Source organism: Streptomyces sp. NPDC086554 (assembly GCF_040686095.1).
In the GTDB taxonomy this organism is placed as follows: Bacteria; Actinomycetota; Actinomycetes; order Streptomycetales; family Streptomycetaceae; genus Streptomyces.
Genome location: NZ_JBFBJK010000042.1, coordinates 1 through 22,589 on the forward strand (window position 1 = coordinate 1; position 22,589 = coordinate 22,589).

A 22,589-nucleotide genomic window follows, 5' to 3' on the forward strand; every position below is an offset into this window, starting at 1 on the left:
CGTACGGCATCCGGCTCGCCCGGGACATCGCCGCGCAGCCCGCGATGGCGGTCCCGATCGGCCAGGTCTTTCAGCCCGGCCGCAGGTCTTTCAGCCCGTCCGGCGTTTGAGGACGAACTCGGCGGAGCCGGTGATTGACGGCGCGCAAAGCCCCGGCGCAGCCGGTTTTCGGGAAGGGGTGGGTTTGGGGAAAGAAAAGGCCCCGAACCCGCACCCGGGCAGCAAACGGGCACCCCCACCCCGCCGAACGGGCACCCCTCCCGCCCGAAGCACAGGCCAGCGCCCCGTCAAACGGGCAGAGGCGGGCACCATCGCCCCGGCTCCGAGCCTGTTCATGCCCCGCCCCCCGCTGTAGAACTTCCCCACAGGGCCCGAACGGGCATCCGGCGAGGGAGGAGGCGGCGGCCAATGACCGCGGAAGAACGTCAGCGGAAGATCGTCCGAGCGGCGCGGAACTCCGGTTCCGTGGACGTCACCGCGCTCGCCGCCGAACTGGGCGTCGCCAAGGAGACCGTGCGCCGTGACCTCCGCGCCCTGGAGGACCACGGCCTGGTCCGCCGCACCCACGGCGGCGCCTACCCCGTGGAGAGCGCCGGTTTCGAGACGACGCTCGCCTTCCGCACCACCATGCACGTCCCCGAGAAGCGAAGGATCGCCGCCGCCGCGGCCGACCTCCTGGGCGACGCGGAGACCGTCTTCGTCGACGAGGGCTTCACCCCGCAGCTGATCGCCGAGGCGCTGCCCGAGGCCGCCAAGGGCCGTGCCCTGACCGTGGTCACCGCGTCCCTCGCAACCGCCGGCGCCCTCGCCGAGGCCGAGAACATGTCCGTGCTGCTCCTCGGCGGCCGGGTCCGTCCGGGCACCCTGGCCACCGTCGATCACTGGACGACCCGCATGCTGGCCGGATTCGTGATCGACCTGGCGTACATCGGGGCCAACGGCATCTCCCGCGAGCACGGCCTGACGACTCCCGATCCGGCCGTCAGTGAAGTGAAGGCGCAGGCGATCCGGGCGTCACGGCGCACCGTGTTCGCGGGCGTGCACACCAAGTTCGGGGCGACGAGCTTCTGCCGGTTCGCGCACGTCGGCGACCTGGAGGCCATCGTCACCAGCGCCCAGCTGCCCGCGTCCGAGGCGCACCGCTACTCCCTCCAGGGGCCGCAGGTCATCCGGGTCTGACGACACCCGCGCCACATCCCCTCCCCCGCCGTACCGGGCTTCCGCACGCCCGGAACACCCCAACCACACCCCATACCTCCCCATAAGTCCAGGAGCATTCATGCGAACCCAGAGCCGACGGAGGCCGCGCGCACTCGCCGTGGCCGCCGCAGGGACGCTGCTTGCCCCGCTGCTCTCCGGCTGCTGGGCCGGGGCGGGCGGGACCGGTTCAGGCGGCGACTCCATCAACGTACTGATGGTGAACAACCCGCAGATGGTCGAGCTGCAGAAGCTCACCGCCGCCCACTTCACCAAGGAGACGGGCATCAAGGTGAACTTCACGGTCCTGCCCGAGAACGACGTCCGCGACAAGATCAGCCAGGACTTCGCCAACCAGGCCGGGCAGTACGACGTCGCGACGCTCAGCAACTACGAGATACCGATCTACGCCAGGAACGGCTGGCTGCACGAAGTCGGCTCGTACACGCGCAAGGACAAGGCGTACGACCAGAACGACATCCTGCCGCCCATGCGCCAGTCGCTCACCGGCGACGACGGGAAGCTCTACGGACAGCCCTTCTACGGAGAGTCGTCCTTCCTGATGTACCGGAAGGACGTGTTCAAGAAGGCCGGTCTGACCATGCCGAAGCAGCCCACCTGGCAGCAGGTGGCGAAGCTCGCGGCCGATGTCGAAGGCGCCGGCGCCGAGTCCGGCATGAAGGGCATCTGTCTGCGCGGGCTTCCCGGCTGGGGCGAGCTGATGGCGCCCCTGACGACCGTGGTGAACACCTTCGGAGGGACGTGGTTCGACAAGGGGTGGAAGGCCCGCATCGACTCACCCGAGTTTGAGAAAGCAACTCGCTTCTACGTAGACCTCGTTCGCAAGCACGGCGAGTCCGGAGCCGCCCAGTCCGGCTATGCCGAGTGCCTGAACAACCTCACCCAGGGCAAGACCGCCATGTGGTACGACGCGACGGCCGCCGCCGGTTCGCTCGAGTCGGCCAAGTCGCCGGTCAAGGGCAAGATCGGGTATGTACCCGCGCCCGTGGAGAAGACCAAGAGCTCCGGCTGGCTCTACACCTGGGCCTGGGGCCTGCAGAAGGCGTCGCGCAACCCGGACAAGGCCTGGAAGTTCGTCTCCTGGGCGTCGAGCAAGGAGTACGAGCAGCTGGTCGGCGAGAAGATCGGCTGGTCCAACGTCCCCGCGGGCAAGCGCGCTTCGACGTACGCCAACCCCGAGTACCGCGAGGAAGCCGCCGCCTTCCAGGACGTCACCCGGGCCGCCATCGAAGGCGCAAGGCCCCGCGACCCCGGCGTACAGCCCCGGCCCGCACCCGGCATCCAGTTCGTCGGCATCCCCGAGTTCACCGACCTCGGCACGAAGGTCTCCCAGGAGATCAGCGCGGCCATCGCCGGGCGGCAGTCCGTCGAATCGGCCCTGAAGAAGTCACAGAAGCTCGCCGAGAAGATCGCCGAGGAGTACGAGGGACGATGACCGCCACCGCGAGCACCACCGCCGTCGCGCCCGCGCGCGTGACCGCCGCCAAGCCACCGGGACGGCTGCGCGCCTGGGCCACCAGGGCCCCGCTCCTGCCCGCCCTGATCTTCATGGTCGTCGTCACCCAGCTGCCGTTCGTGGCCACGCTGGTGATCTCCTTCTTCGACTGGAACGCCCTCTACCCCGACGCCCGCAGCTTCGCGGGACTCGCCAACTACTCCGAAGTCCTCACCGATCCGGACCTGCGCAAGTCCGTCCTGACGACCATCGTGCTCACGGCCACCGTCGTGATCGCGAGCCTCGTCATCGGCCTCGGGCTCGCACTCCTCCTGGACCGGAAGTTCCGCGGCCGCGGTCTGGTGCGTACGTTGCTCATCGCGCCGTTCCTGCTCGTGCCGGTGGCCGCGGCGCTGCTGTGGAAGCACGTGCTCTACAACCCCGAGTACGGGCTCTTCAACGGCCTCCTGCACTGGGTGGGCGGTGACGGCGCCGCGCAGCCCGACTGGGTGTCCAACACCCCGCTGATCGCCATCGAGGCCTCCCTGATCTGGCAGTGGACGCCCTTCATGATGCTGATCCTGCTCGCCGGGCTGCAGAGCCGCGACACCGAACTGATCGAGGCCGCCCGCATGGACGGCGCGAACAACTGGCAGGTCTTCCGCCATCTCACGCTGCCGCATCTGCGCCGCTACCTCGAACTGGGCGCCCTGCTCGGCTCGGTGTACATCGTGCAGAACTTCGACGCCGTCTTCACGATCACCTCGGGCGGCCTGGGCACCGCCAACCTGCCCTACACCGTCTACCAGAGCTTCTACCAGGCCCACGAGAACGGCCTGGCGTCCGCCGCCGGTGTCCTCGTCGTCATCGGCTCCATCATCATCGCGACCTTCGCGCTGCGGGTCGTCTCGTCCCTGTTCCGTGAGGAGGCGTCCCGCTGATGAGCAGCATGAACACCGCCGTGACGCGTGTCCGTACCGTCCGTACGAAGGGAGCGTCGGGGCTCGGCCTCGTCGCCTGGCTGGCCGGCATCCTGTTCTTCCTTCCGATCGCCTGGATGACACTGACCTCCTTCCACTCGGAGGAGGACGCCGCGACCAACCCGCCGTCGATCGCCGCCTCGCTCACCCTGGACGGCTACCGCGACTTCTTCGGCACGGGCGGCGGCGCGAGCCCCTGGCCCGCGCTGATCAACTCGACCGTGGCGTCGGTCGCCTCGACCCTCCTTGTGCTGCTCCTCGCACTGCCCGCCGCGTACGCGCTCTCCATCAGGCCGGTGAAGAAGTGGACGGACGTCCTGTTCTTCTTCCTTTCGACGAAGATGCTGCCGGTCGTGGCGGGCCTCCTGCCGATCTATCTCTTCGCCAAGAACACCGAGATGCTCGACAACATCTGGCTGCTCGTCATCCTCTACACGTCGATGAACCTGCCGATCGCGGTCTGGATGATGCAGTCCTTCCTCGCCGAGGTACCGGTCGCGATCATCGAGGCCGCACAGATCGACGGGGCGCGCCTGCCGACCATCCTCGCGCGCGTGGTGGCACCCATCGCGCTGCCCGGGATCGCCGCGACGGCCCTGATCTGCTTCATCTTCAGCTGGAACGAACTGCTCTTCGCTCGGGTGCTCACCGGGGTCGTCGCCCAGACCGCGCCCGTATTCCTGACCGGCTTCATCACCAGCCAGGGCCTGTTCCTGGCGAAGGTGTGCGCCGCGTCGCTCGTGATCTCCCTGCCGGTGCTCGCCGCGGGGTTCGCCGCCCAGGACAAGCTGGTCCAGGGCCTGTCGTTGGGAGCCGTCAAGTGAAGGCCGCCATCATCGAGTCCGTCGGCAAGGCTGTCGTCGGCGAGGTGCCCGACCCCGCTCCGGGGCCGCGCCAGGTCGTCGTCGAGGTCGCCGCTTGCGGTCTGTGCGGGACCGATCTGCACATCCTCCAGGGCGAGTTCGCGCCCACGCTTCCCGTGGTGCCGGGGCACGAGTTCGCCGGGGATGTGGTGGGGCTCGGCAGCGAGGTCACGGAACTCGCCGTCGGCGACCGGGTCGCCGTCGACCCCTCTCTCTACTGCTACGAGTGCCGCTACTGCCGCACCGGCCACAACAACCTCTGCGAGCGCTGGGCCGCGATCGGCGTCACCACGGCGGGCGGCGCCGCCCAGTATGCGATCGCGCCCGTCGCCAACTGCGTACGCCTCCCGGAGCATGTCCGCACCCAGGACGCCGCGCTCATCGAGCCGCTGTCCTGCGCGGTGCGCGGCTACGACGTGCTCCGCGCCCAATTGGGTGCGCACGTGCTGATCTACGGCTCGGGAACCATGGGCCTGATGATGCTGGAGCTCGCCAAGCGGACGGGCGCGGCGAGCGTTGAGATCGTGGACCTCAACGCGGACCGCCTGGCCACGGCGCGGCAGCTGGGCGTCTCGGGCTCTGCCGCGAACGCGGACGATCTTGAGCGGCCACAGGGCTGGGACATCGTGGTCGACGCGACGGGGAACGCGGGGGCGATCCAGGACGGGCTCGGGCGGGTCGCCAAGGCGGGGACGTTCCTGCAGTTCGGGGTGGCGGACTACGCGACGCGCGTGAGCATCGACCCGTACCGGATCTACAACCAGGAGATCACCATCACCGGGTCGATGGCGGTCCTGCACAGCTATGAGCGGGCGGCGGAGCTGTTCGCCGGGGGCGTCCTGGACCCTGACGTCTTCATCAGCGACCGCCTGCCGCTGACGGCGTACCCCGAGGCTCTGGACCGGTTCGCCTCCGGCGTGGGCCGGAAGATCGTCGTCGTGCCGTAGCGGCCCCTGCTCCCCCGACGCCGGACGGTCTTGAAGGTTCAAGACCGTCCGGCGTGTGCAGACGCTGTGGAGAGAGAAAAGTTCTGCGGGTAAGGGAACGGCAAAGCCGGGATGTTCGTTACCCCGTGCATGACCGCTATGACACCCGGCTCGAACATCCCTCTCACCGCCACGCGCGTAGCGGTGGACGTCGCCGCACCGGTGCGGCTCGACGTGTCGGGCCTGCTGCTCACCGCCGACGGCAAAGTGCGCTCCGACGACGACTTCATCTTCTTCAACCAGCCCGCGGGCCCCGGCGTGACCTACCAGTCGGGCGGCGGCACGACGCCCGACAAGATCACCGTCGACACCACGGCCGTGCCCCCCGGCATCGAGAAGATCGTAGTCACCGCGAGCCCGGACGCCGCGGGCCAGACGTTCCAGGGCATCGAACCCACCGCCACCATCCGCAACGCCGACGACGGCTCCGTACTCGCCACGTTCACTCCCCCGCAGCTCGGCGGCGAGACCGCCCTGGTGGTCATCGAGGTCTACCTGCGCAACGGCGCGTGGAAGGCCCGTGCCGTCGGCCAGGGATACTCCAACGGCCTCGCGGGCATCGCGACGGACTTCGGGGTCTCGGTGGAGGAGCCCGCGCCCGCCCCGGCCGCCGCTCCGGCCCCCGCCCCGATGGCCCCGCCGGTCGGCGCGCCCGTGCAGGGCCCGCCCCCGCCGGTCGCCGACCCCCGCGTCGCCGCCCCGGCAGCGCCCGCGGCGACGCCCGCCGCCCCCGCGCCGGGCGCCGGGAAGATCAACCTGGACAAGGGCCGCGTCAGCCTGCAGAAGAACCAGACGGTGTCCCTGGTCAAGGGCGGCCGGCCGCTGCTCTCGCAGGTCAAGATGGGCCTCGGCTGGGAGCCCGCGTTCCGCGGCAAGGACATCGACCTGGACGCCTCGGTCATCGCCTACGGCCCGCAGCGCAACCACGTGGACAGCTGCTACTTCGGCAAGCTGTCGATCGTGAACGGCGCGATCAAGCACTCCGGCGACAACCTCACGGGCGAGGGCGGCGGTGACGACGAGGTGATCGTCGTCGACCTGGGCCGGCTGCCGCAGGACGTGACGGGTCTCGTCTTCACGGTGAACTCGTTCTCCGGCCAGAAGTTCACACAGGTCGCCAAGGCCTACTGCCGCCTCCTGGACGCGGCGACGGGCGAGGAACTGGTCCGCTTCGACCTCACCAACGCCGAGGCGCAGACGGGCGTGATGATGGCCAAGCTGATCAAGCAGTTCACCGGCGAGTGGGAGATGACCGCCATGGGTGACTTCGTGAAGTCACGCACCGTGCGCGGCATGGTCAAGCCGGCGGCGCAGGCGCTGTAGCCGCCGCGGGACATGCGCAGGGGCGGCCGCCGGGAGGATCGACTCCTCCTGGCGGCCGCCCCTTTGTCGTACGCAGATCAGGGACTCAGAGCTTGGCCAGCTTGGGGTACGGGCTCAGGAACCTTCCCTGGCGGCCCGCGAAGTCGATGACCACCGCTTCCTCGCCTTCGACTCCGACGATCCGTCCGAGTCCGTACTGGTCGTGCGAGACCCGGTCGCCCACGGCGAACTGCTCGATGGGCGGTGCGGGCGGCGGCGGAACGTTGAAGGGACTGTTCGGCAGGTGGCGTCGGGTACCGGGGGGCCTCGTCATGTCCTGAGTATGCGCCCCCGGGAGCCCGCCGCACCATGCTCCGAGCTCACACGGTCCTCACATCGGCATCAAACCGACACACAAACACGGCTTCCCCGTAGCGGTCCGTAGCCACTCCATCGCACCACGCGCACATTTGTGCCCCACGCGACTCCGTCAACGCCGTTTTATCCCTTCAGGAACCCCCGGCACATCCGTTCAGGAAAATCAGGCGGATCCGGTTAGGGGCGCGGTGGGCGGATGCATCAGAACACGGCACCGGCCTCAGAACAAGGCACTGTACGCGTTCAGCGCGGGCTGCCCGCCGAGGTGGGCGTACAGGACCGTCGCGTCGCGTGCGATCTCGCCCCGCTCCACCAGGTCGATCATCCCGGCCATCGACTTCCCCTCGTAGACCGGGTCGGTGACCATGCCCTCCGTGCGGGGCCGCGAGCCGCATCGCGTCGCCGCCCTGCTCGGCGAGCGCCGCGAATCCGGCGACCATGCCCGCCTGTGTGGACCCGGTCACCGAGCACACGACAATGGTGTCGAAGAAGACACCCAACTGCCGCTCCTGCTCAGCCACTTCATGCGCCCAGCGGGCGAAGCCGAGGCCGCCGAGCCGGTGCTCGGAGCAGCCCGCAGGGATCGCGTACGGCGTGCCGCCCGCCTCCTCGACCTCGCGCACCGCCTGCTCCCAGCTCTCCTTGATGCCGATGCCGAAGCCCGCCCGCACCAGGCGCACATCGGCGCCCGCGAGCCTGCTGATGAGGATGTTGCCGACCTTGTCGTAGACGGAGTCGGGCCGAGACGAGGGTGTCGCAGCCCTGCGCGAGCGCGTCGGCGACCAGATACTCCAGCTTGCGGGTCTTGTTGCCGCCGTACGCGATGCCGGAGTTGCAGTCCTCCCGCTTGGCCCAGAGCGTGGCGCCGCCGAGGTGCCGGATGAGGCGCTCCAGGGGACGGACGGGCGAGGGCCCGAAGAGGAGCGGGTAGCGGGCGTACGAGTCGAGGAGTGCAGACACGTGGGCCTCCGGCAGATGGCGGATTCAGGGGTGGGCGAGCTCTTCCAAGACGCGCCAGATCTCCGTGGTGACACGGACCGCCGCGGCCGTGTCGCCGTCCGCGCAGGCCTCGATGAGCCGTTCGTGCAGCTCGGCGGAGCCGCAGGTCACGCCTTCGCCGAAGCGCTGCCGCTCCAGGCGGCGGATGAGGGGGGTGTAGCGGGCGATGGTGGCGGCGGCCGCGCCGTTCCCGGCGACGGTCACGAGTACGCCGTGCAGTTCGTCGTCGGCGCGCAGTGCCGTGTCGACGTCGCCGGACGCGACGGCCGCCGTGAACCGCCGGTTGGCGTCCCGCATCGCGTAGAGGTGCGGGGGCTCGATGCGGGGCACGGCACTGCGGGCGACGAGTTCGTGCATGGCGCGGACGACGGCCGCCGCGTCCCTGACGTCGGCGGCGTCCAGCGGCGTCACGCGCGTGTGGCTCTGCGGTTTGCTCTCCAGGAGGCCCTCGTCGACGAGCCGCGAGAACGCCTCGCGGACGGGCGCGCGGGAGAGCCCGAGCGACGCGGCGATAGATGTCAATTTCCTTTGCGGGCAAGGGTCTTGCAAGGGGGGACAGGGAGGGGGGTACGGCGGCCGCCGTACCCCCCTCCCTGTCCCCTGCTACTTCTGCTACTTCACCCAGGGCCAGTCACTCGAAGCCCCCTGCTCAAGCAGCTGCACCATCCGGAAGGCCGCGTCCGAAAGCCCGCCGAACACATGGCGATTGCCCGTGCCGGAGGCGCCGTGGCCCGCCCGGTAGCCGGCCAGGTTCCAGGTGTAGACCGGGATGTTCGCCGGAACCTGCCCGGTCGGGTCGCCGTGGTAGCTGTACGCCGCCTGCTCGTCGGTGACGATCAGGACCCGGTCGTGCTTCTTGTAGAAGCGGCGTACCGCCTCGGTGGTGTTCGTGCCGCCGAGGCTCCCGAAGCGGTCGAGCACCTTCAGGACGGACTCGCCCTTGCGGTACTTCACCTGGGCACTGCCCGTACCGAACTCGACCAGGTCCGCGTCCGCCGCCCGCAGCGCGAGCGCCGTGCCGAAGACCGCCGCCGCGTCCGCGCGGTTGAGCTGCGAGCGGGCCGAGAGCGGCGACCACATCGATCCTGACCGGTCGACCAGGATCAGCGAACGGCCGGGCAGCGCGGGCACGTTGGCCAGCGAGTGGCCGAGCGCCTGCTCCAGCGGGTACGCCCAGCGCAGCGACGGCGCGTGCTGGTACGCGGCGAGGTAGCGGAAGGGGAGCTGCCGCGACTTCGCGACCTCCGCCGGGTCGGCGAGCTTCGCCGCGACGCCGGCCGCCGCCTCGTCCGAGACGCCCGCCTCGTCGAAGTTGCGCAGGTTACGGACGAGCGCCATCGCGCCCATGGACGGAATGACCGCTTCCCAGGCCGCCTTGTCCATCGGACCCTGCAGCCAGCCCGCGAGCGCCTCCCAGGTGATGCCCGCGGCGGCGAGCCGCTCGGCGCCGCCCGGACCGGTCACCACGGCGCGCCGCTCGGCAACCGGCAGCGCCATCAGCTCGCGGTGCGCGCCCAGAATGCGGGCGGACGCGGGCGGGACGGCCGTGTCCGGGTTGTGCCGGCGGTCGAGCGCGTACTGGAAGAGGTCGCCCTGCCACGGCTTGTCCGGGTCGGGCGCGGCGTGCACGAGGTTGAGGATGTCGCCGAAGCGGTAGCCCTTGGACGCCGTGTCGTACTTGAGCAGCGCCTTCTCGCCGTACATGCGGCGTACGGCGTCGGCGATGCCGCGCTTGACGGGCTTGGGGATGCTGCGGCCGTACGTCGCCGTCCAGTAGCCGAGCAGCTCGCCGGGCTCGTCCGGGCGGCGCAGCACGGAGGCGACGACCTGGCGGTTGGCGGGGCCTTCGGTCACGTCCGCGTCGAGGCGTGCCTTGACGTACTCGGCGGCGCCGACGAGCGAGGCCGTGCGCATGTTGCCGTCGCCGCGCAGCCAGCCGAGCAGGCCGGCGGTCCACTCCGGGTCCTCGACGGCGAGGCGGCGCACGAGCGCGGCGAAACGGTCGTCGCGGTCATCGCCGGGCTCGTAAAAGGTCTGCTGGGACACGAAATTCGCGACCGCGAGCAGGAAGAGCTCGGAGCGCGGGTCACGGAGGTGTCCTCGGCCGCCCTCGTGGGTGCGGGTGGTGCGGCCGGTCGACTTCACGGCCGAAGTGACGAGCGCCTTCGCGGACTTGGTGTTGAAGCGTGCCATGAGAATTCCCCCGAATTCAAAATTGCAAGGGGGAGGCGAAGCAGCAGAAGGGCGTGCCCGAGTTCTGTGGCGGCGACGGACTTTTATGCCGGACGCTCTGCCTGACTGAGCTACGCCGACCCGAAGTCGGTGACGAGGATTCGAACCCCGCGACATTCCGGTCCCCAGAAGTAACCGTTGCCTTCGCACCGGGCACGACCTGCTGCTGAGCCTCCCGAGATCAAAGTGGCAGCGGTCTGGTTTCTGTGAAGGAAGTAGCCGCGGCCGGCGCACCGGGAGGTGCGTGAAAACGCATGAAGTTATGGGTGTCCAGAGATCGAGGTCGGCTGAACTGACGATGGTGCTCTAACCCCTGAGCTACTCCGGCCTGTAGTGCCGGAGACGGGACTCGAACCCGTCCGCTCCCCATTATGAGTGGAAGTAAGTCCTGCCTTCGCACCTGGACGAGCTTCACTTTAGGAGAGTGAACTGACGGGGCGCCAATGGTTTTTCGGTGCAACCGTGGGATGCTCCTCAGGCGTCGCACAGATCGTCCACAGGGGCGGTCGAGGCGGCTGGCTGCCGTCAGCTCCCCGGCCGTTCCTAGCCGCGCTGCCTCCGCCACGGCCCCGTGATGGCCAGCATGATGCCCGGCGACTGGATGTTGGCGTAGAGCGTCTTGCCGTCGGGCGAGAACGTGACGCCGGTGAACTCGCTGTAGGAGGGCTTCTCCGGGGTGCCCCCCGCCGCGGCAGCGGCTGATGTCACAGCAAGGTCATTGCGCGCGATCGGGTACGTGCGGCCGCGGTCGGTAGCGCCGAAGAGGTGCTGGATGCCGTCGCCGTCCTCGGCGATGACCAGGCCGCCGTACGGGGAGACGGTGATGTTGTCCGGGCCGTCGAAGGCGCCGTCCTTGCCGGGGTCCTGGTTGACGCCGAGGAGGACCTTCAGGGTCAGGGTGCGGCGGGCCGGGTGGTAGAACCACACCTGTCCGTCGTGCTGGACGGGGCTCTCGTCACGGGCGTACGACGCGACGATGTAGACGCCGCCGTCGCCCCACCACATGCCTTCGAGCTTGCGGGCACGCGTGATGTCGCCGTCGTCGAACTGTTCGCGCACCGGGACCGTGCGGGCGTCGCGGTCGGGGACCTCCACCCAGTCCACGCCGTACACCGTGCCGATCTTGGTGGCGCGGGACAGGTCGTCCACGAAGCGGCCGCCGGAGTCGTAGCACTTGGGGTCCTTCAGTACACCGGCGTCGTCGGCGAGGGTGCGCAGCTTGCCGCGGCCGTGCTCGAAGCCCTTCGGCGGGGTCCAGCGGTAGAGCAGGCCGTTGGGCTCGTCGGCGTCCTCGGTGAGGTAGAGGTGACCGCGCTTGGGGTCGACGACGACGGCCTCGTGGGCGTAGCGGCCGAGCGCCTTGATGGGCTTGGGGTCGCGGTTGGCGGATGGGGTCTCCCCTGCTCGAACGGAGTTGAGAGCTTGGGGAATGTCGAGGGGGTCGACCTCGAAGACGTAACCGTGGTCCTTGGTCATGCCGTTCTCGCCGGCCTTGTCCTCGGTCTCCTCACAGGTCAGCCAGGTGCCCCAAGGAGTGCTGCCGCCCGCGCAGTTGGTGGCGGTGCCGGCGATGCCGACCCTTCCCCAAGCTCTCAACTACGTTCGAGCAGGGGAGACCCCATTGGCGACCTGTCCGTCGCGGCGGACCTCGACGACCGTGCAGCCGCCGGACGCGGCCGGGTCGTAGACAAGGCCGTCGGTGAGCGGGACCGGGTGCTTCCACTTGGAGCGGGGGCCGCTCAGCTCATGGTTGTTGACGAGCAGCGTCACACCGCGCGGGCCGTCGAAGGTGGCCGTACCGTCGTGGTTGGACGGCGTGAACTCGCCGGTCTCCAGCTTCGTCTTCCCGCTGTACGTGAGGACGCGGTACGAGAATCCGGCGGGCAGCGCAAGCAGGCCCTTCGGGTCCGGGACGAGCGGGCCGTAGCCGGGGGCGCCGTACGTCGCGTCGGCGCCCTCCGCGTCGACACCTTCCGTCTCTGTGGCGGCGAGCGCGCCGGGTGCGGTGGCGAGCGCGCCGGGTGCGGTGGCGAGCGCGCCGGGTGCGGTGGCGAGCGCGCCGACGCTGCCGGCCAGCGCGACCCCCGCGCCGGTGATCGCGGAGCGTCTGGCGAAGTCCCTGCGGGTGAGCGACATGATCTCTCCAAAGGCGCGTACGAGCGGACTACGGACGGGCTGCGTGGGGGCTCGGTCGCAGGCGGCGAGGATCGGCCGGGCTGCTGTCGGCGTCACGTTCCCGCTCGCGTATAAACGGCGGTTGAACACCGTCCGACGTCAAGGGGCTTCCTTCCATGAACCTGCCAGCCACCGGCCGCCGTGTCCTGATCAGCGGAGCCTCCCGAGGCCTGGGGAGAGCCCTCGCGCAGGCCTTCGCGGAGAACGGGGACCGTGTCGCGGTGCACTACGGCTCGCGTGAGGAGGAGGCGCGCGCGACCCTCGACTCACTGACGGGCGACGGACATGTGCTGGTGGGCGGTGACCTGTCGGATCCGGCGGGTGCGGCGGACGTCGCGGCGCGGGCCGCCGACGCGCTCGGCGGCATCGACGTCCTGGTGAACAACGCCGCCGTGAACCTGCCGCACCCGCTCGCCGACACGTCGTACGAGGACTGGGCGGAGCTGTGGCAGCGGCATGTGTCCGTGAATCTCCTTGCCACGGCGAATCTCAGCCACCTGGCGGCCCGCCGGATGATCGACCAGGGCTCGGGCGGCCGGATCGTGAACATCGGCTCGCGCGGCGCCTTCCGGGGCGAGCCGGATCACCCGGCTTACGGGGCGACGAAGGCCGCCGTGCACGCGCTCGGGCAGTCCCTGGCCGTCTCGCTGGCCCCGCACGGCATCGCGGTGGCGTCCGTCGCGCCCGGCTTCTTCGAGACCGAGCGCGTGGCGCACCGGCTCAGTGGGGCGGAAGGCGCGGCGATCCGTGCGCAGAGCCCGTTCGGGCGGGCGGGGACGGCGCAGGAGATCGCGGCGGCGGTCCTTTGGCTCGCCTCGCCGGTCGCCGAGTGGGCGTCGGGCACGGTGCTCGACCTCAACGGCGCTTCGCATCTGCGTACCTGAACGTCCGCGTCCGAACGAGAGGTTGGAAGAATCTTCGTAAAGAAGGTCAACAGGCGCGGATCACCCGTAAAGCCAAGATTTCGTGCAGTACGCCTTGACCCGCGATCCACACCGCAATAGACATCACCTACCTGCATCACCCGTTGGGGGAGGCGAGCCGCGTGGACGCACAGCAGGCCCGCAGCCTCCATGAGGACCGGCTGATGAAGCTGGCCAATGTCACCGGCGTCGGCATCGGAAAGGACGAGCACTCGGGGGCGGACGTGATCGTCGTGTTCGTCACCCGCACAGTGCCCCGCGACCGGCTCCGTGACGAAGACGTGATTCCGGATCTGCTCGAAGGCGTCCCCGTGCGTGTGCTCGCCATCGGCGAGACCGCGGCGCAACAGGACGAGGCGCAGTAGGACGACCCGCGCAAGCGGCCCGGAACTCCGCCCTTCAACCAAGGGGAAGAGGTGGTCTGGCGTGGTGAGCCAGCCCGAATTGATGCGAGGACCCACCGGCGGTCAGCTCAGTGACAGCTCACGTCAGCAGGCGACAGGGGACTTCCTGGGCCCCCAGACGTCGCTGGCCAACGTCGTCGGCTTCGGCCACGGCGTGAAGTGGACCGAGGGTGAGCCCACCGGCGAACCCGCGGTCATCGTGTTCGTGACCCAGAAGGTTCCGGAGTCCATGCTCCCGGAGCGGGACGTGATCCCCTCCCAGATGGACGACGGCACCCCCACCGACGTCGTCGCCGTCGGCCACGTCGCCGCACAGCGGCAGCAGCGCAAGTCGGGCCGCACCGAAGACCGTTCGGTGACGTACGGCCCCGACGGCGGTGTCAGCGAGCAGCTCAAGGGCCTTTCGCAGCCCATGCTCGAAGAGCTCGCCGGACTCGGCGCGTTCGAGCCGCAGCTCCTCAAGCGCCGGATGCGCCCGTGCCCCTCCGGCTTCTCGGTCGGCAACGTACGGGTGACGGCCGGGACGCTCGGCAGCGTGGTCTACGACTTCCTGCCCGGCGCCTCCGTCGACCCGCCCGGCTCCGGCCTCGGCGTACCGGCGAAGTTCTACATCCTGTCCAACAACCACGTGCTCGCCGACTCCAACCGCGCCCAGCTGGGCAGCGCGATCGTGCAGCCCGGCGTCTTCGACGGCGGCCAGGACCCAGCCGACCGCATCGCGACCCTGGAGCGCTTCATCACGATCCAGTTCGCCCCGCAGATCCCGCTGGAGCGGCACAACAACGTCGTCGACGCGGCGCTCGGCACCGTCGACTTCCAGGACGCGACCCGTGAGACGTACTTCAGCGGCGCGCCGCGCGCCTGGCGCCGCAAGGCGAACGTCGCGGTCGGCGACCTGGTGAAGAAGACCGGCCGTACGACCAACATCTCCTTCGGCCGGATCATCGCCGTCGACGCGACGATCGACGTCAACTACGGCACGGCGGGCACGGCCCGCTTCAAGGACCAGATCCTGACGACGAACATCTCGGCGGGCGGCGACTCGGGGTCCCTGGTGACCTCGCTCGACAACGTGGCGCTCGGCCTGCTGTTCGCCGGTTCCTCGACCGTGACCGTGCTCAACCACATCGAGAACGTCCGCGCGCTGCTGCGGGTCGAGGTCTCCGAGCAGCTGGCCTGACCGGTCGCACCACGAGAGGAGGGCTTCCATGACCACTCAGGCACGTAAGCAGAAGGGCCAGGCCCGCGCGGAGCACCGCTTCCACAATCCGCAGGGCGCCGAGGTCAAGACGCGCGACGAGGCGTTCGCCTCACCCCAGGAGGTGTCCGCCGAGGCGGTCTCCACGGCCTGCAAGATGCAGCTGCACAACGGCGCGATCACCTTCGCCATCGAGGTGAAGTACAACCCGAACACCTACCCGCACGTGGTGACGGGCGGCCAGATCACCGCCGGCATCTGCGGTGCGCCGTGGGACATCACGGGCGGCCTCATCGGCGACACCATCCGCCTGGACGCCAAGCGCGCGGGCCAGGGATCGTGCGCGAACACGATCACGATCGTCGGCGAGTACCAGAACCCTCCGGCGTACCGGGGGACGTACGGCTTCGACGGTGCTACGGCGTCGTTCAAGCACACGACGCTGTATCAGTGCTGAGCTGAACCGGGCGCCTGCCGGGCCGCGTTGCCGGCCCGGCAGGCGCCCCACTGCGTCAAATCCCTTGCTGCGAACGGGCCTTGAAGGCCGCCTTCCGCGCTTCCTTCGCCACCTTCTTGTCCGGGTGCAGCCGTCCCATCGCCTCCAGGACATCGGCGGTGGCCGGGTGCTCGACCCGCCACGCCGCCGCGAAGAACCCGCTGTGCTGCTCGGAGAGCCCCTCGACCAGACCCTGCAGCTCGTCCGAGTTGCCCTCGGCGGCGAGCTGCGCGGCGATCGTGTCGATGGTCAGCCAGAACACCATCGCCTCGGACGGCGCGGGCACGTCCGCGGCCCCGTGCTCGGCCAGCCACACCCGTGCGAGCCCGCCGAGCTCCGCGTCGTCGAGCACCTCCCGCAGCGCGGGCTCCGCTCCCGCGCCCACCAGCGAAAGCGCCTGCTGGCAGCGGAGCCTGCGGAGCGGCGCGCCCTCGTCGCCGCCGCGCGCCGCGGCCAGCAACTCCCGTGCCGCGTCCAGCGGTTCGTGCCGGGCGAGCCACAGCTCGATCTCGGCCTGCGCGGCCGCCTGCGGGAAACCGGCCGTCCCGTCGAGCAGCGTGTCGGCGCCCTTGTCCGCGAGGTCACCGACCGCGGGCGCGTCGACGCCTGCCTCCAGCATCCGCGCACGGACGCCGTACAGGCCGAGCGGCGTAAGCCGGACGAGGCCGTACCGGGACACGTCCTCGTCGTCCTCCGGGAGCGGCGCCTCCGCCTCGTCGATGTCGACCATCAGCGCCTCGTCGACCGGCTGGTACTCGACGAGGCCAAGGGGCTCGAAGAGCCGGAACTGATCGTCGAGCTTCATCATCGCGTCCGACACCTGCTCCAGGACGTTGTCCGTGGGCTCCCCCATGTCGTCGGGCACGATCATCGAGGCGGCGAGCGCGGGCAGCGGCACCGGCCCTTCGTTCCCTGCGGCGTCGTTGACGGTCAGCAGATACAGGTTGCCGAGCACACCGTCGAGGAAGTCGGCCTCGGCCTGCGGGTCCCAGCCGAGCTCGTCGAAGTCGACCTCGCCGTTCTCCTCCAGGACATCGAGGAGGTTGTCCATGTCGGGCACCGTCGCGTCCGCGTACACCGTGTCCAGGGCGCCGAGCCAGACGCCGAGGACGTCCTGCGGGCTGCCGGACGTGAGCGCGGCGAGGTCCTCGCCGACGGTCACCGTGCCAAGGGCGTCCTCGCCCTCCGACTCGTCGGCGTCCGTGACCTCCACCAGGCCCGTGTCGACGGCCACGCGCCAGGCCTCGCTCGCGTACGCGGCGGCGTCCGGGTCGTCCGTGTCGAGGCCCAGCTCCGCCGCGGCGGCCGGCAGCTGCTCGTCGACGAGTTCGCCGCCCGCACCGACCCGCGTGTCGGGACCCGCCCAGCGGGCCAGCCGCGCGGCGCGGGACAGCAGCGGTGTGGCGAGCGCGGCCCGCGCGAGTTCCGCTTCGGGGTGCAGCAGCACCGGCGGCAGGGTGGCGGGACTTACGGACATCGGCTGGTTCTCCTCCGAGGCAAAGCAAACGGTTCGACTGGGCAGAAGCCTAGACGGATATGGACCCATGCCGCCCGGTTCATGTCCCTGTCAGGAGACATACAGGAGACATACACGGCGAGAACACCCGCCGAACCTTGACAACTCCCCTGGCCACACAAGAGATTGACGCGCGTAGAGTCCCGGGCGCCCGCAGGCCCGGTACTGCGTACGTTCCCTCACCCACCCGGAGTCCCCACATGCCGCTCATACCCGGTGCCACCCGGCCCACCGTGAGATCCGCCGCGGTCGCCACCGTCGTCGCCACCGCGCTCGCCGCCGGTCTGCTCGCCGCGAGCTCGTCCGCCGCCTCCGCCGACGAGGTCCACGTCCACGACATCCAGGGCACCACCCGTCTCTCGCCCCTGAACGGGCAGCAGGTCACGGACGTGACGGGCATCGTCACGGGCGTGCGCTCCTACGGCTCCAAGGGATTCTGGATCCAGGACCCGAAGGCCGACTCGGACGCCGCGACCAGCGAGGGCGTCTTCGTCTACACGGGGTCGGCGGCCTTGACGGTGAAGACCGGTGACGCCGTCCGCGTCTCCGGCACGGTCGCCGAGTACGTGCCCGGCGGCGCCAAGTCCGGCAACCAGTCCCTGACCCAGCTCACCAAGCCGACGGTGACCGTCGAGTCGTCCGGCAACGCGCTGCCCGCGCCGGTCACGGTGGACGCCAAGAAGGTGCCATCCGCGTACGCACCCGACGGTGACCCGGCGAACGGGGGCAGCATCAACGCGCTGCCGCTGAAGCCCCGCTCGTACGCCCTCGATCTGTATGAGTCCCTCGAGGGCATGAACGTCCGCGTCGGCACCTCGCGCGTGGTCGGCGCCACCGACCCCTACTCCGAGCTGTGGATCACCGTGAAGCCGCACGAGAACGCGAACCGGCGGGGCGGCACCGTCTACGGCTCCTACTCGGCGCAGAACACCGGGCGGCTGCAGATCCAGCAGCTCGCGCCGGTCTCCGAGCAGCCGTTCCCGAAGGCGAACGTCGGCGATGTGCTTTCGGGTGGCGCCGAAGGCCCCCTGGACTTCAACCAGTTCGGCGGCTACACCCTGACGGCGCGGACCCTCGGCAAGGTCACCGACAAGGGGCTCGCACGGGAGAAGACGCGGCGTCAGGCCAAGAGCGAGCTGGCCGTGGCGACGTACAACGTGGAGAACCTCGACCCGACCGACCCGCAGAAGAAGTTCGACGCGCTCGCGGGTGCCGTCGTCTCGAATCTCGCATCGCCCGACATCCTCGCCCTTGAGGAGATCCAGGACGACAACGGCGCCAAGAACGACGGGACCGTCTCGGCGGACGCGACCCTGAAGAAGTTCACGGACGCGATCGTCGCCGCGGGCGGGCCCCGCTACGAGTGGCGGTCCATCGACCCGGAGAACAACAAGGACGGCGGGGAGCCCGGCGGGAACATCCGTCAGGTGTTCCTCTTCAACCCGGAGCGGGTGTCCTTCACCGACCGGGGCGACGGGGACGCGACGACCGCCACGGACGTCGCCCGCTCCTCGTCGGGCGGACGGGCCGAGCTGACCCTCTCGCCGGGCCGCATCGACCCCGCGAACTCCGCCTGGGCGGACAGCCGCAAGCCGCTGGCAGGCGAGTTCAGCTTCCGGGGGCGGACCGTGTTCGTGGTCGCCAATCACTTCGGCTCGAAGGGCGGCGACGAGGGTCTCACGTCGCACCATCAGCCGCCGGTGCGGTCCTCGGAGGAGAAGCGGGTGCGGCAGGCGCAGGCCGTGAACTCCTTTGTGCGGGACGTGCGGAAGGTGCACAAGAGCGCGGACGTGGTCGTGCTCGGGGACGTGAACGACTTCGAGTTCTCCGGGACGACGAAGACCCTGGAGTCGGGCGGCGCGCTGAAGTCGGCCGTCAAGTTCCTTCCCCGGTCCGAGCGTTACTCGTACGTGTACCAGGGGAACTCGCAGGTCCTCGACCAGATCCTGACCAGTCCCGGGGTGGGGAGCGCCGGGGACTTCTCGTACGACAGCGTGCACATCAACGCGGAGTTCGCCGAGCAGAACAGTGATCACGACCCGCAGGTGCTGAGGTTCCGCCCATAGGGCCTAGGCGTAGAGCCTGTCCAGCCAGTCCCGCCAGGCCAGTTCGGTGCCCTTGGGGTCGGCGTGCGGCGCGAAGTCGTGGACGCTGAGGGCCACGGGGGCGCCGAAGCGGTTGCGGCCGAAGAAGCGGTGCAGCGCGGTGTCCGTGCGCAGGCCGATGAAGTGGGACGTCCGGAAGTCGACCACCGCGTCGAGCGGACCGCCGGGGGCGTCCACGCGTACGCGGGCGCCTTCCCGCGCGTCGTCGGGCAGGCCCAGGTGGCGGCCGAGCCTGACGAACGCGTCCGGGTCCTTGGCGGCGGGCGGGCCCTCCAGGGTGGTGAAGGTGGCGGGGCGGCCCGTGAAGTGGGTCAAGTACTGGCGCAGGGTGTGCAAGTAGAAGTCGGTGTGCTTGCTCACCCCGTCGTACTGGTTGGCCCAGTCGTCGGTGAAGACGCCGCTGTGTACGTAACGGACCCAGGAGCGGCGGCCGCCGTCGCGGGGCTCGATGGTGTGGTCGAGCTGATGGAGGACCTGGCCGTCCGGCAGGCCTTCCGGATCCTCCACCCGTCCGGTGAGACGGTGCGGCGGATCCCAGCGGGTGACGGTGCCGCCGAAGGGGGCGGCACCGCCTTCGCGAGGTTCGTACGCCATGGGCCACAGCCAGCCGCCGGTACCGGTGGTGAGCGCGTCCCAGACCTCCGCGGGCGAGGCATCGACCTCAAACTCCCGCGCGATCTCGAACTCCTTGCCACTGCTGGTGGTCATGCCGACTCCCTCGTGATCGTGATGGTGGTACTTCTCCTGCCGCCGTCCCGGCCACGGGCCCTCACGGCGCCCGCTCCGGCGTGACCACCGGTCCAAGAGTCGGCCGCTTCGCCTCCCTCCCGTCCCCCGAGGAACGCCCCCGCAGCCGCCGCCAGGCCCACGGCCCCATGAACCCCGCGAGCCACCGCGCCTCCACGGCCGCAGCCCGCAGCGGCGACACCGCCGAAGGCGGCGGCGCCAGCGGCCGCAGCCAGTCCTCGTGGCCCGGGATGCCAAGCGCGTCGGCCATGCCGGCGGCGATCCGCGCATGCCCCAGGGGACTGGCGTGCAGACGGTCGGCGCACCACAGCCGGGGGTCGGTGGTGATCCGGTGCGGGAACGTGTCGAGGACGACGACGCCGTGGCGGTCGGCGGCCGCCCTGATCCGGGCGTTCAGGTCGAGCACCCGCGGCATCGCCCGGCGCGCGAGCGGCGAGATCCGGCCGATGTCCGGGAACGTCACCGTGGCCACCCGCGCGCCCGCCGCGGTGAGCTCGGTGAACATGTCCTCGATGTCGCGGGCCACCCCCGCGGCGTCGAATCCGGGCCGCACCAGGTCGTTCATGCCCGCCATGACCGTGACCAGGTCCGGCTTGAGGGCCAGCGCGGGGGCCAGCTGCTCCGCCTTGATGCCGGCCGTCAGTCTGCCCCGTACGGCCAGGTTGGCGTAGCCGAGATCCGGGTTGGCTTCGGCGAGGATCTCGGCGAGCCGGTCGGCCCAGCCGCGATAGCCGTGGCGCTCGTCGCCGTCGCCGATCCCTTCCGTCTGGCTGTCGCCGATCGCGACATAACGCGCGTACGGATGTGTACTCATGGCCTGAGCGTCCTCTGGCGGACGGGGGGCGTCAACGCGGCCGAGCCACACTCCGGCCATGTCCGCCCCGCCACCCGCCCGCGTGACGCGTCACAGGAGGTGGCCGCCGCCGTCCACCAGGAGGACCTCGCCGGTGATGTACGCCGCGTTGGCCAGGTCGAAGACGGCGTCGGCGATGTCCTGCGGCCTGCCCACGCGGCGCAGCGGCAGCCGGGCCGCCGTCTCCTCCATCGCGGACTCGATGCCCTCGACGCCGTCGAACCACGGGGTGTCGATCATGCCGGGCGCCACCGCGTTGACCCGTACCTCCGGGCCGAGGGTCTTGGCGAGGAGCTTGGTCATGTGGTTCACGGCGGCCTTGCTGACCGAGTACGGGATCGAGCTGCCGCCGGGGCGCACGCCCGCCTGCGAGGAGATCGTGACGACGCTGCCCGTGCCGCTCGCCCGCAGGTGCGGGACGGCGGCCGTGATCGTCTGCCACACGCCGATGACGTTGATGTCGTAGAGCTCGCGCCAGACCTGGGGGTTCGCGGACTCGAAGTCGTCGTGGGCAATGAAACGCGTGGCGCCCGCGCAGTTGACGAGGATGTCCAGGCGTCCGTAGGTGTCGACCGCCGTCCGGACCAGGCGCTTGGCGTCGGCCTCGTCGGCGACGTTCGCCTGAACGTAGACGGCATCGGGGAGTTCGGCGGCCAGTTTCTCGCCGGCCTCGGCCGAGTTGGCGGAATTGATCACGACGCGGATTCCCGCCGCGGCGATGCGGCGGGCCACCTCCGCGCCGATGCCCGATGACGAACCCGTCACCAGGGCGACGCGCTTGTCCTGTGCCTGCGTTCGGTTGTCGTTGTTGCTCATCAAGCCTCATGTCTTGTCATGTCGGCCTGTCACGCCCCGCGCCGATCATGCCAGAACGCCCGCGGCCAGGGCCCGTCCGATGGGTCAGGCGGCGGACAGGCCCTAGTCCCGCCCGCCTTCGGTCAGCCGCGCCAACTCCCCCTGGAACAGGTCAAGTCGGGCCTGGAGCAGGGCCGCCTCCGCGATCAGTTCGGGCACCCCAAGCGCCTGGGACGGCGATCCGGGCACGGAGTCGGGCGGCGCGCCGACGACGGTGAGCCCCTCCCCCGCGATCCGTGCGAACTCCGTAAGCCGCAGCGCCGTACGCCTGCCCGCGCACATCGCGCACGCCCCCTCGACCACCCGCCAGCCGGGCCTGCCCCACCCGGCGTCCACCAGGACCGAGGCCCGCGCACCGCAGCCGCACGGCCGCACCGTCGCCGTACGCACCCGCTGGCGCGCGTACCGGAAGCCGCGCTCGAAGCGGATGTACGCGCCGAGCACCGCCACTTCGAGCAGCGCCGCCCTGCGGTGCTCGGCGGTGCACAGGAGCGCCTCGGCCGTGGCGCGTTCGTGGACGCAGTGGAAGCCGCAGTCGCAGCGGCGGTGGGGTGCCGCGTGCCGTCTGCCGTAGACGCAGTGCGCATCGTCGAGCACGCCGTAGGGCAGGGCGGCGCCCAGGGAGACGCCGGTGAACCCGGCCCGGGTGCCGTCCTGGGACAGCACCGGGTGGGCAATCTTGTATCCGGTCGGCGGCTCCGTCGGGCGTTCCTCGGGGAGCCGCAGCCTCATCGGGCGGCCGGGACCTCGACCGGGGCCTCGGCGGCCGACTCGCGGGTGTCCTGGACCTGTTCGGCGCGTACCGCGTCCTCGACGCGCTCTTCGCGCGGCTGCTCTTCGGCGATACCGGTGGCGAGTGCCTTGCCCAGCCTCATGACGCCTCCTGTGCCCGGCCCTGCGGCCGTCCGTCGACTACCGTCCCGC

General features: G+C 70.3%; 20 protein-coding genes and 2 pseudogenes. 11 read left to right on the forward strand and 11 right to left on the reverse strand.

The features are described from left to right. Positions 1–408: 408 nt before the first annotated feature. The 6 genes from AB0O76_RS41205 (at position 409) to AB0O76_RS41230 (ending at position 6,805) form a co-directional block, all read left to right on the forward strand. Positions 409–1,179: a DeoR/GlpR family DNA-binding transcription regulator gene (locus AB0O76_RS41205; protein WP_365502385.1), complete on the forward strand. Its 771-nt coding sequence runs from the start codon at positions 409–411 to the stop codon at positions 1,177–1,179. A 100-nt stretch (positions 1,180–1,279) separates the two neighbouring features. Further along, positions 1,280–2,653, forward strand: a complete 1,374-nt coding sequence (locus AB0O76_RS41210) for a sugar ABC transporter substrate-binding protein (protein ID WP_365502386.1) — start codon at positions 1,280–1,282, stop codon at positions 2,651–2,653. Continuing rightward, entirely contained in the window at positions 2,650–3,594 is a 945-nt protein-coding gene (locus AB0O76_RS41215) for a sugar ABC transporter permease (RefSeq protein WP_365502388.1), read from the forward strand. The genes AB0O76_RS41210 and AB0O76_RS41215 overlap by 4 nt, the downstream gene beginning before the upstream one ends. After that, a complete protein-coding gene (locus AB0O76_RS41220) occupies positions 3,594–4,457 on the forward strand; it encodes a carbohydrate ABC transporter permease (protein WP_365502390.1) in 864 nt (287 codons plus the stop codon). Before AB0O76_RS41215 ends, AB0O76_RS41220 begins: the two co-directional genes overlap by 1 nt. Beyond that, the gene (locus tag AB0O76_RS41225) at positions 4,454–5,443 is read left to right on the forward strand and encodes a zinc-dependent alcohol dehydrogenase family protein (protein ID WP_365502392.1); all 990 of its coding nucleotides are present in this window, start codon (positions 4,454–4,456) and stop codon (positions 5,441–5,443) included. The genes AB0O76_RS41220 and AB0O76_RS41225 overlap by 4 nt, the downstream gene beginning before the upstream one ends. Before the next feature lie 138 nt (positions 5,444–5,581). After that, positions 5,582–6,805, forward strand: coding sequence for a TerD family protein (locus AB0O76_RS41230; protein WP_365502461.1), 1,224 nt, complete (start codon positions 5,582–5,584; stop codon positions 6,803–6,805). Between the two features lie 85 nt (positions 6,806–6,890). On the opposite strand, the gene AB0O76_RS41235 is transcribed toward AB0O76_RS41230, so the two are convergent. The 5 genes and pseudogenes from AB0O76_RS41235 to AB0O76_RS41255 all read right to left on the reverse strand — a co-directional run bounded on the left by AB0O76_RS41235 (position 6,891) and on the right by AB0O76_RS41255 (position 12,529). Beyond that, positions 6,891–7,118: a CarD family transcriptional regulator gene (locus AB0O76_RS41235; RefSeq protein ID WP_135329399.1), complete on the reverse strand. Its 228-nt coding sequence runs from the start codon at positions 7,116–7,118 to the stop codon at positions 6,891–6,893. A 264-nt stretch (positions 7,119–7,382) separates the two neighbouring features. After that, positions 7,383–8,122, reverse strand: a pseudogene (locus AB0O76_RS41240) (aminocyclopropane-1-carboxylate deaminase/D-cysteine desulfhydrase family protein). Between the two features lie 24 nt (positions 8,123–8,146). Further along, a complete protein-coding gene (locus tag AB0O76_RS41245) occupies positions 8,147–8,683 on the reverse strand; it encodes a GntR family transcriptional regulator (protein WP_365502394.1) in 537 nt (178 codons plus the stop codon). 90 nt (positions 8,684–8,773) lie between these two features. Then, positions 8,774–10,354: a TROVE domain-containing protein gene (locus AB0O76_RS41250; protein WP_365502396.1), complete on the reverse strand. Its 1,581-nt coding sequence runs from the start codon at positions 10,352–10,354 to the stop codon at positions 8,774–8,776. Between the two features lie 582 nt (positions 10,355–10,936). Beyond that, positions 10,937–12,529: pseudogene (locus AB0O76_RS41255) on the reverse strand (alkaline phosphatase PhoX). A 155-nt stretch (positions 12,530–12,684) separates the two neighbouring features. Between AB0O76_RS41255 and AB0O76_RS41260 the strand changes: the two are divergent. The 4 genes from AB0O76_RS41260 (at position 12,685) to AB0O76_RS41275 (ending at position 15,550) form a co-directional block, all read left to right on the forward strand. Continuing rightward, positions 12,685–13,452 carry an SDR family oxidoreductase gene (locus AB0O76_RS41260; RefSeq protein ID WP_365502398.1) on the forward strand — a complete coding sequence of 256 codons (768 nt, stop codon included), beginning with the start codon at positions 12,685–12,687 and terminating at the stop codon, positions 13,450–13,452. 161 nt (positions 13,453–13,613) lie between these two features. Continuing rightward, positions 13,614–13,856, forward strand: coding sequence for a hypothetical protein (locus AB0O76_RS41265; protein ID WP_365502400.1), 243 nt, complete (start codon positions 13,614–13,616; stop codon positions 13,854–13,856). Positions 13,857–13,920: 64 nt separating this feature from the next. Beyond that, positions 13,921–15,075 (forward strand): hypothetical protein, encoded by a 1,155-nt coding sequence (locus AB0O76_RS41270; RefSeq protein ID WP_365502402.1) that lies wholly within the window; start codon positions 13,921–13,923, stop codon positions 15,073–15,075. A 28-nt stretch (positions 15,076–15,103) separates the two neighbouring features. Beyond that, positions 15,104–15,550 (forward strand): hypothetical protein, encoded by a 447-nt coding sequence (locus AB0O76_RS41275; protein WP_365502404.1) that lies wholly within the window; start codon positions 15,104–15,106, stop codon positions 15,548–15,550. Positions 15,551–15,605: 55 nt separating this feature from the next. Here the strand turns inward: AB0O76_RS41275 and AB0O76_RS41280 are convergent, their stop codons facing one another. Beyond that, entirely contained in the window at positions 15,606–17,066 is a 1,461-nt protein-coding gene (locus AB0O76_RS41280; protein WP_365502406.1) for a hypothetical protein, read from the reverse strand. A 239-nt stretch (positions 17,067–17,305) separates the two neighbouring features. Here AB0O76_RS41280 and AB0O76_RS41285 point away from each other — a divergent pair, with 239 nt between their 5' ends. Beyond that, positions 17,306–19,171 (forward strand): endonuclease/exonuclease/phosphatase family protein, encoded by a 1,866-nt coding sequence (locus AB0O76_RS41285; RefSeq protein ID WP_365502408.1) that lies wholly within the window; start codon positions 17,306–17,308, stop codon positions 19,169–19,171. Between the two features lie 3 nt (positions 19,172–19,174). On the opposite strand, the gene AB0O76_RS41290 is transcribed toward AB0O76_RS41285, so the two are convergent. The 5 genes from AB0O76_RS41290 to AB0O76_RS41310 all read right to left on the reverse strand — a co-directional run bounded on the left by AB0O76_RS41290 (position 19,175) and on the right by AB0O76_RS41310 (position 22,540). Beyond that, the gene (locus AB0O76_RS41290) at positions 19,175–19,918 is read right to left on the reverse strand and encodes an SRPBCC domain-containing protein (RefSeq protein WP_365502410.1); all 744 of its coding nucleotides are present in this window, start codon (positions 19,916–19,918) and stop codon (positions 19,175–19,177) included. A gap of 61 nt (positions 19,919–19,979) precedes the next feature. Next, on the reverse strand, positions 19,980–20,771 hold the full coding sequence (locus AB0O76_RS41295) for an SGNH/GDSL hydrolase family protein (protein ID WP_365502412.1): 792 nt from the start codon (positions 20,769–20,771) through the stop codon (positions 19,980–19,982). Positions 20,772–20,861: 90 nt separating this feature from the next. Beyond that, the gene (locus AB0O76_RS41300; RefSeq protein WP_365502414.1) at positions 20,862–21,626 is read right to left on the reverse strand and encodes a glucose 1-dehydrogenase; all 765 of its coding nucleotides are present in this window, start codon (positions 21,624–21,626) and stop codon (positions 20,862–20,864) included. A 102-nt stretch (positions 21,627–21,728) separates the two neighbouring features. Then, entirely contained in the window at positions 21,729–22,397 is a 669-nt protein-coding gene (locus AB0O76_RS41305) for a hypothetical protein (RefSeq protein WP_365502416.1), read from the reverse strand. Then, positions 22,394–22,540, reverse strand: a complete 147-nt coding sequence (locus AB0O76_RS41310) for a hypothetical protein (RefSeq protein WP_365502418.1) — start codon at positions 22,538–22,540, stop codon at positions 22,394–22,396. Before AB0O76_RS41310 ends, AB0O76_RS41305 begins: the two co-directional genes overlap by 4 nt. Between the last annotated feature and the right edge of the window lie 49 nt (positions 22,541–22,589).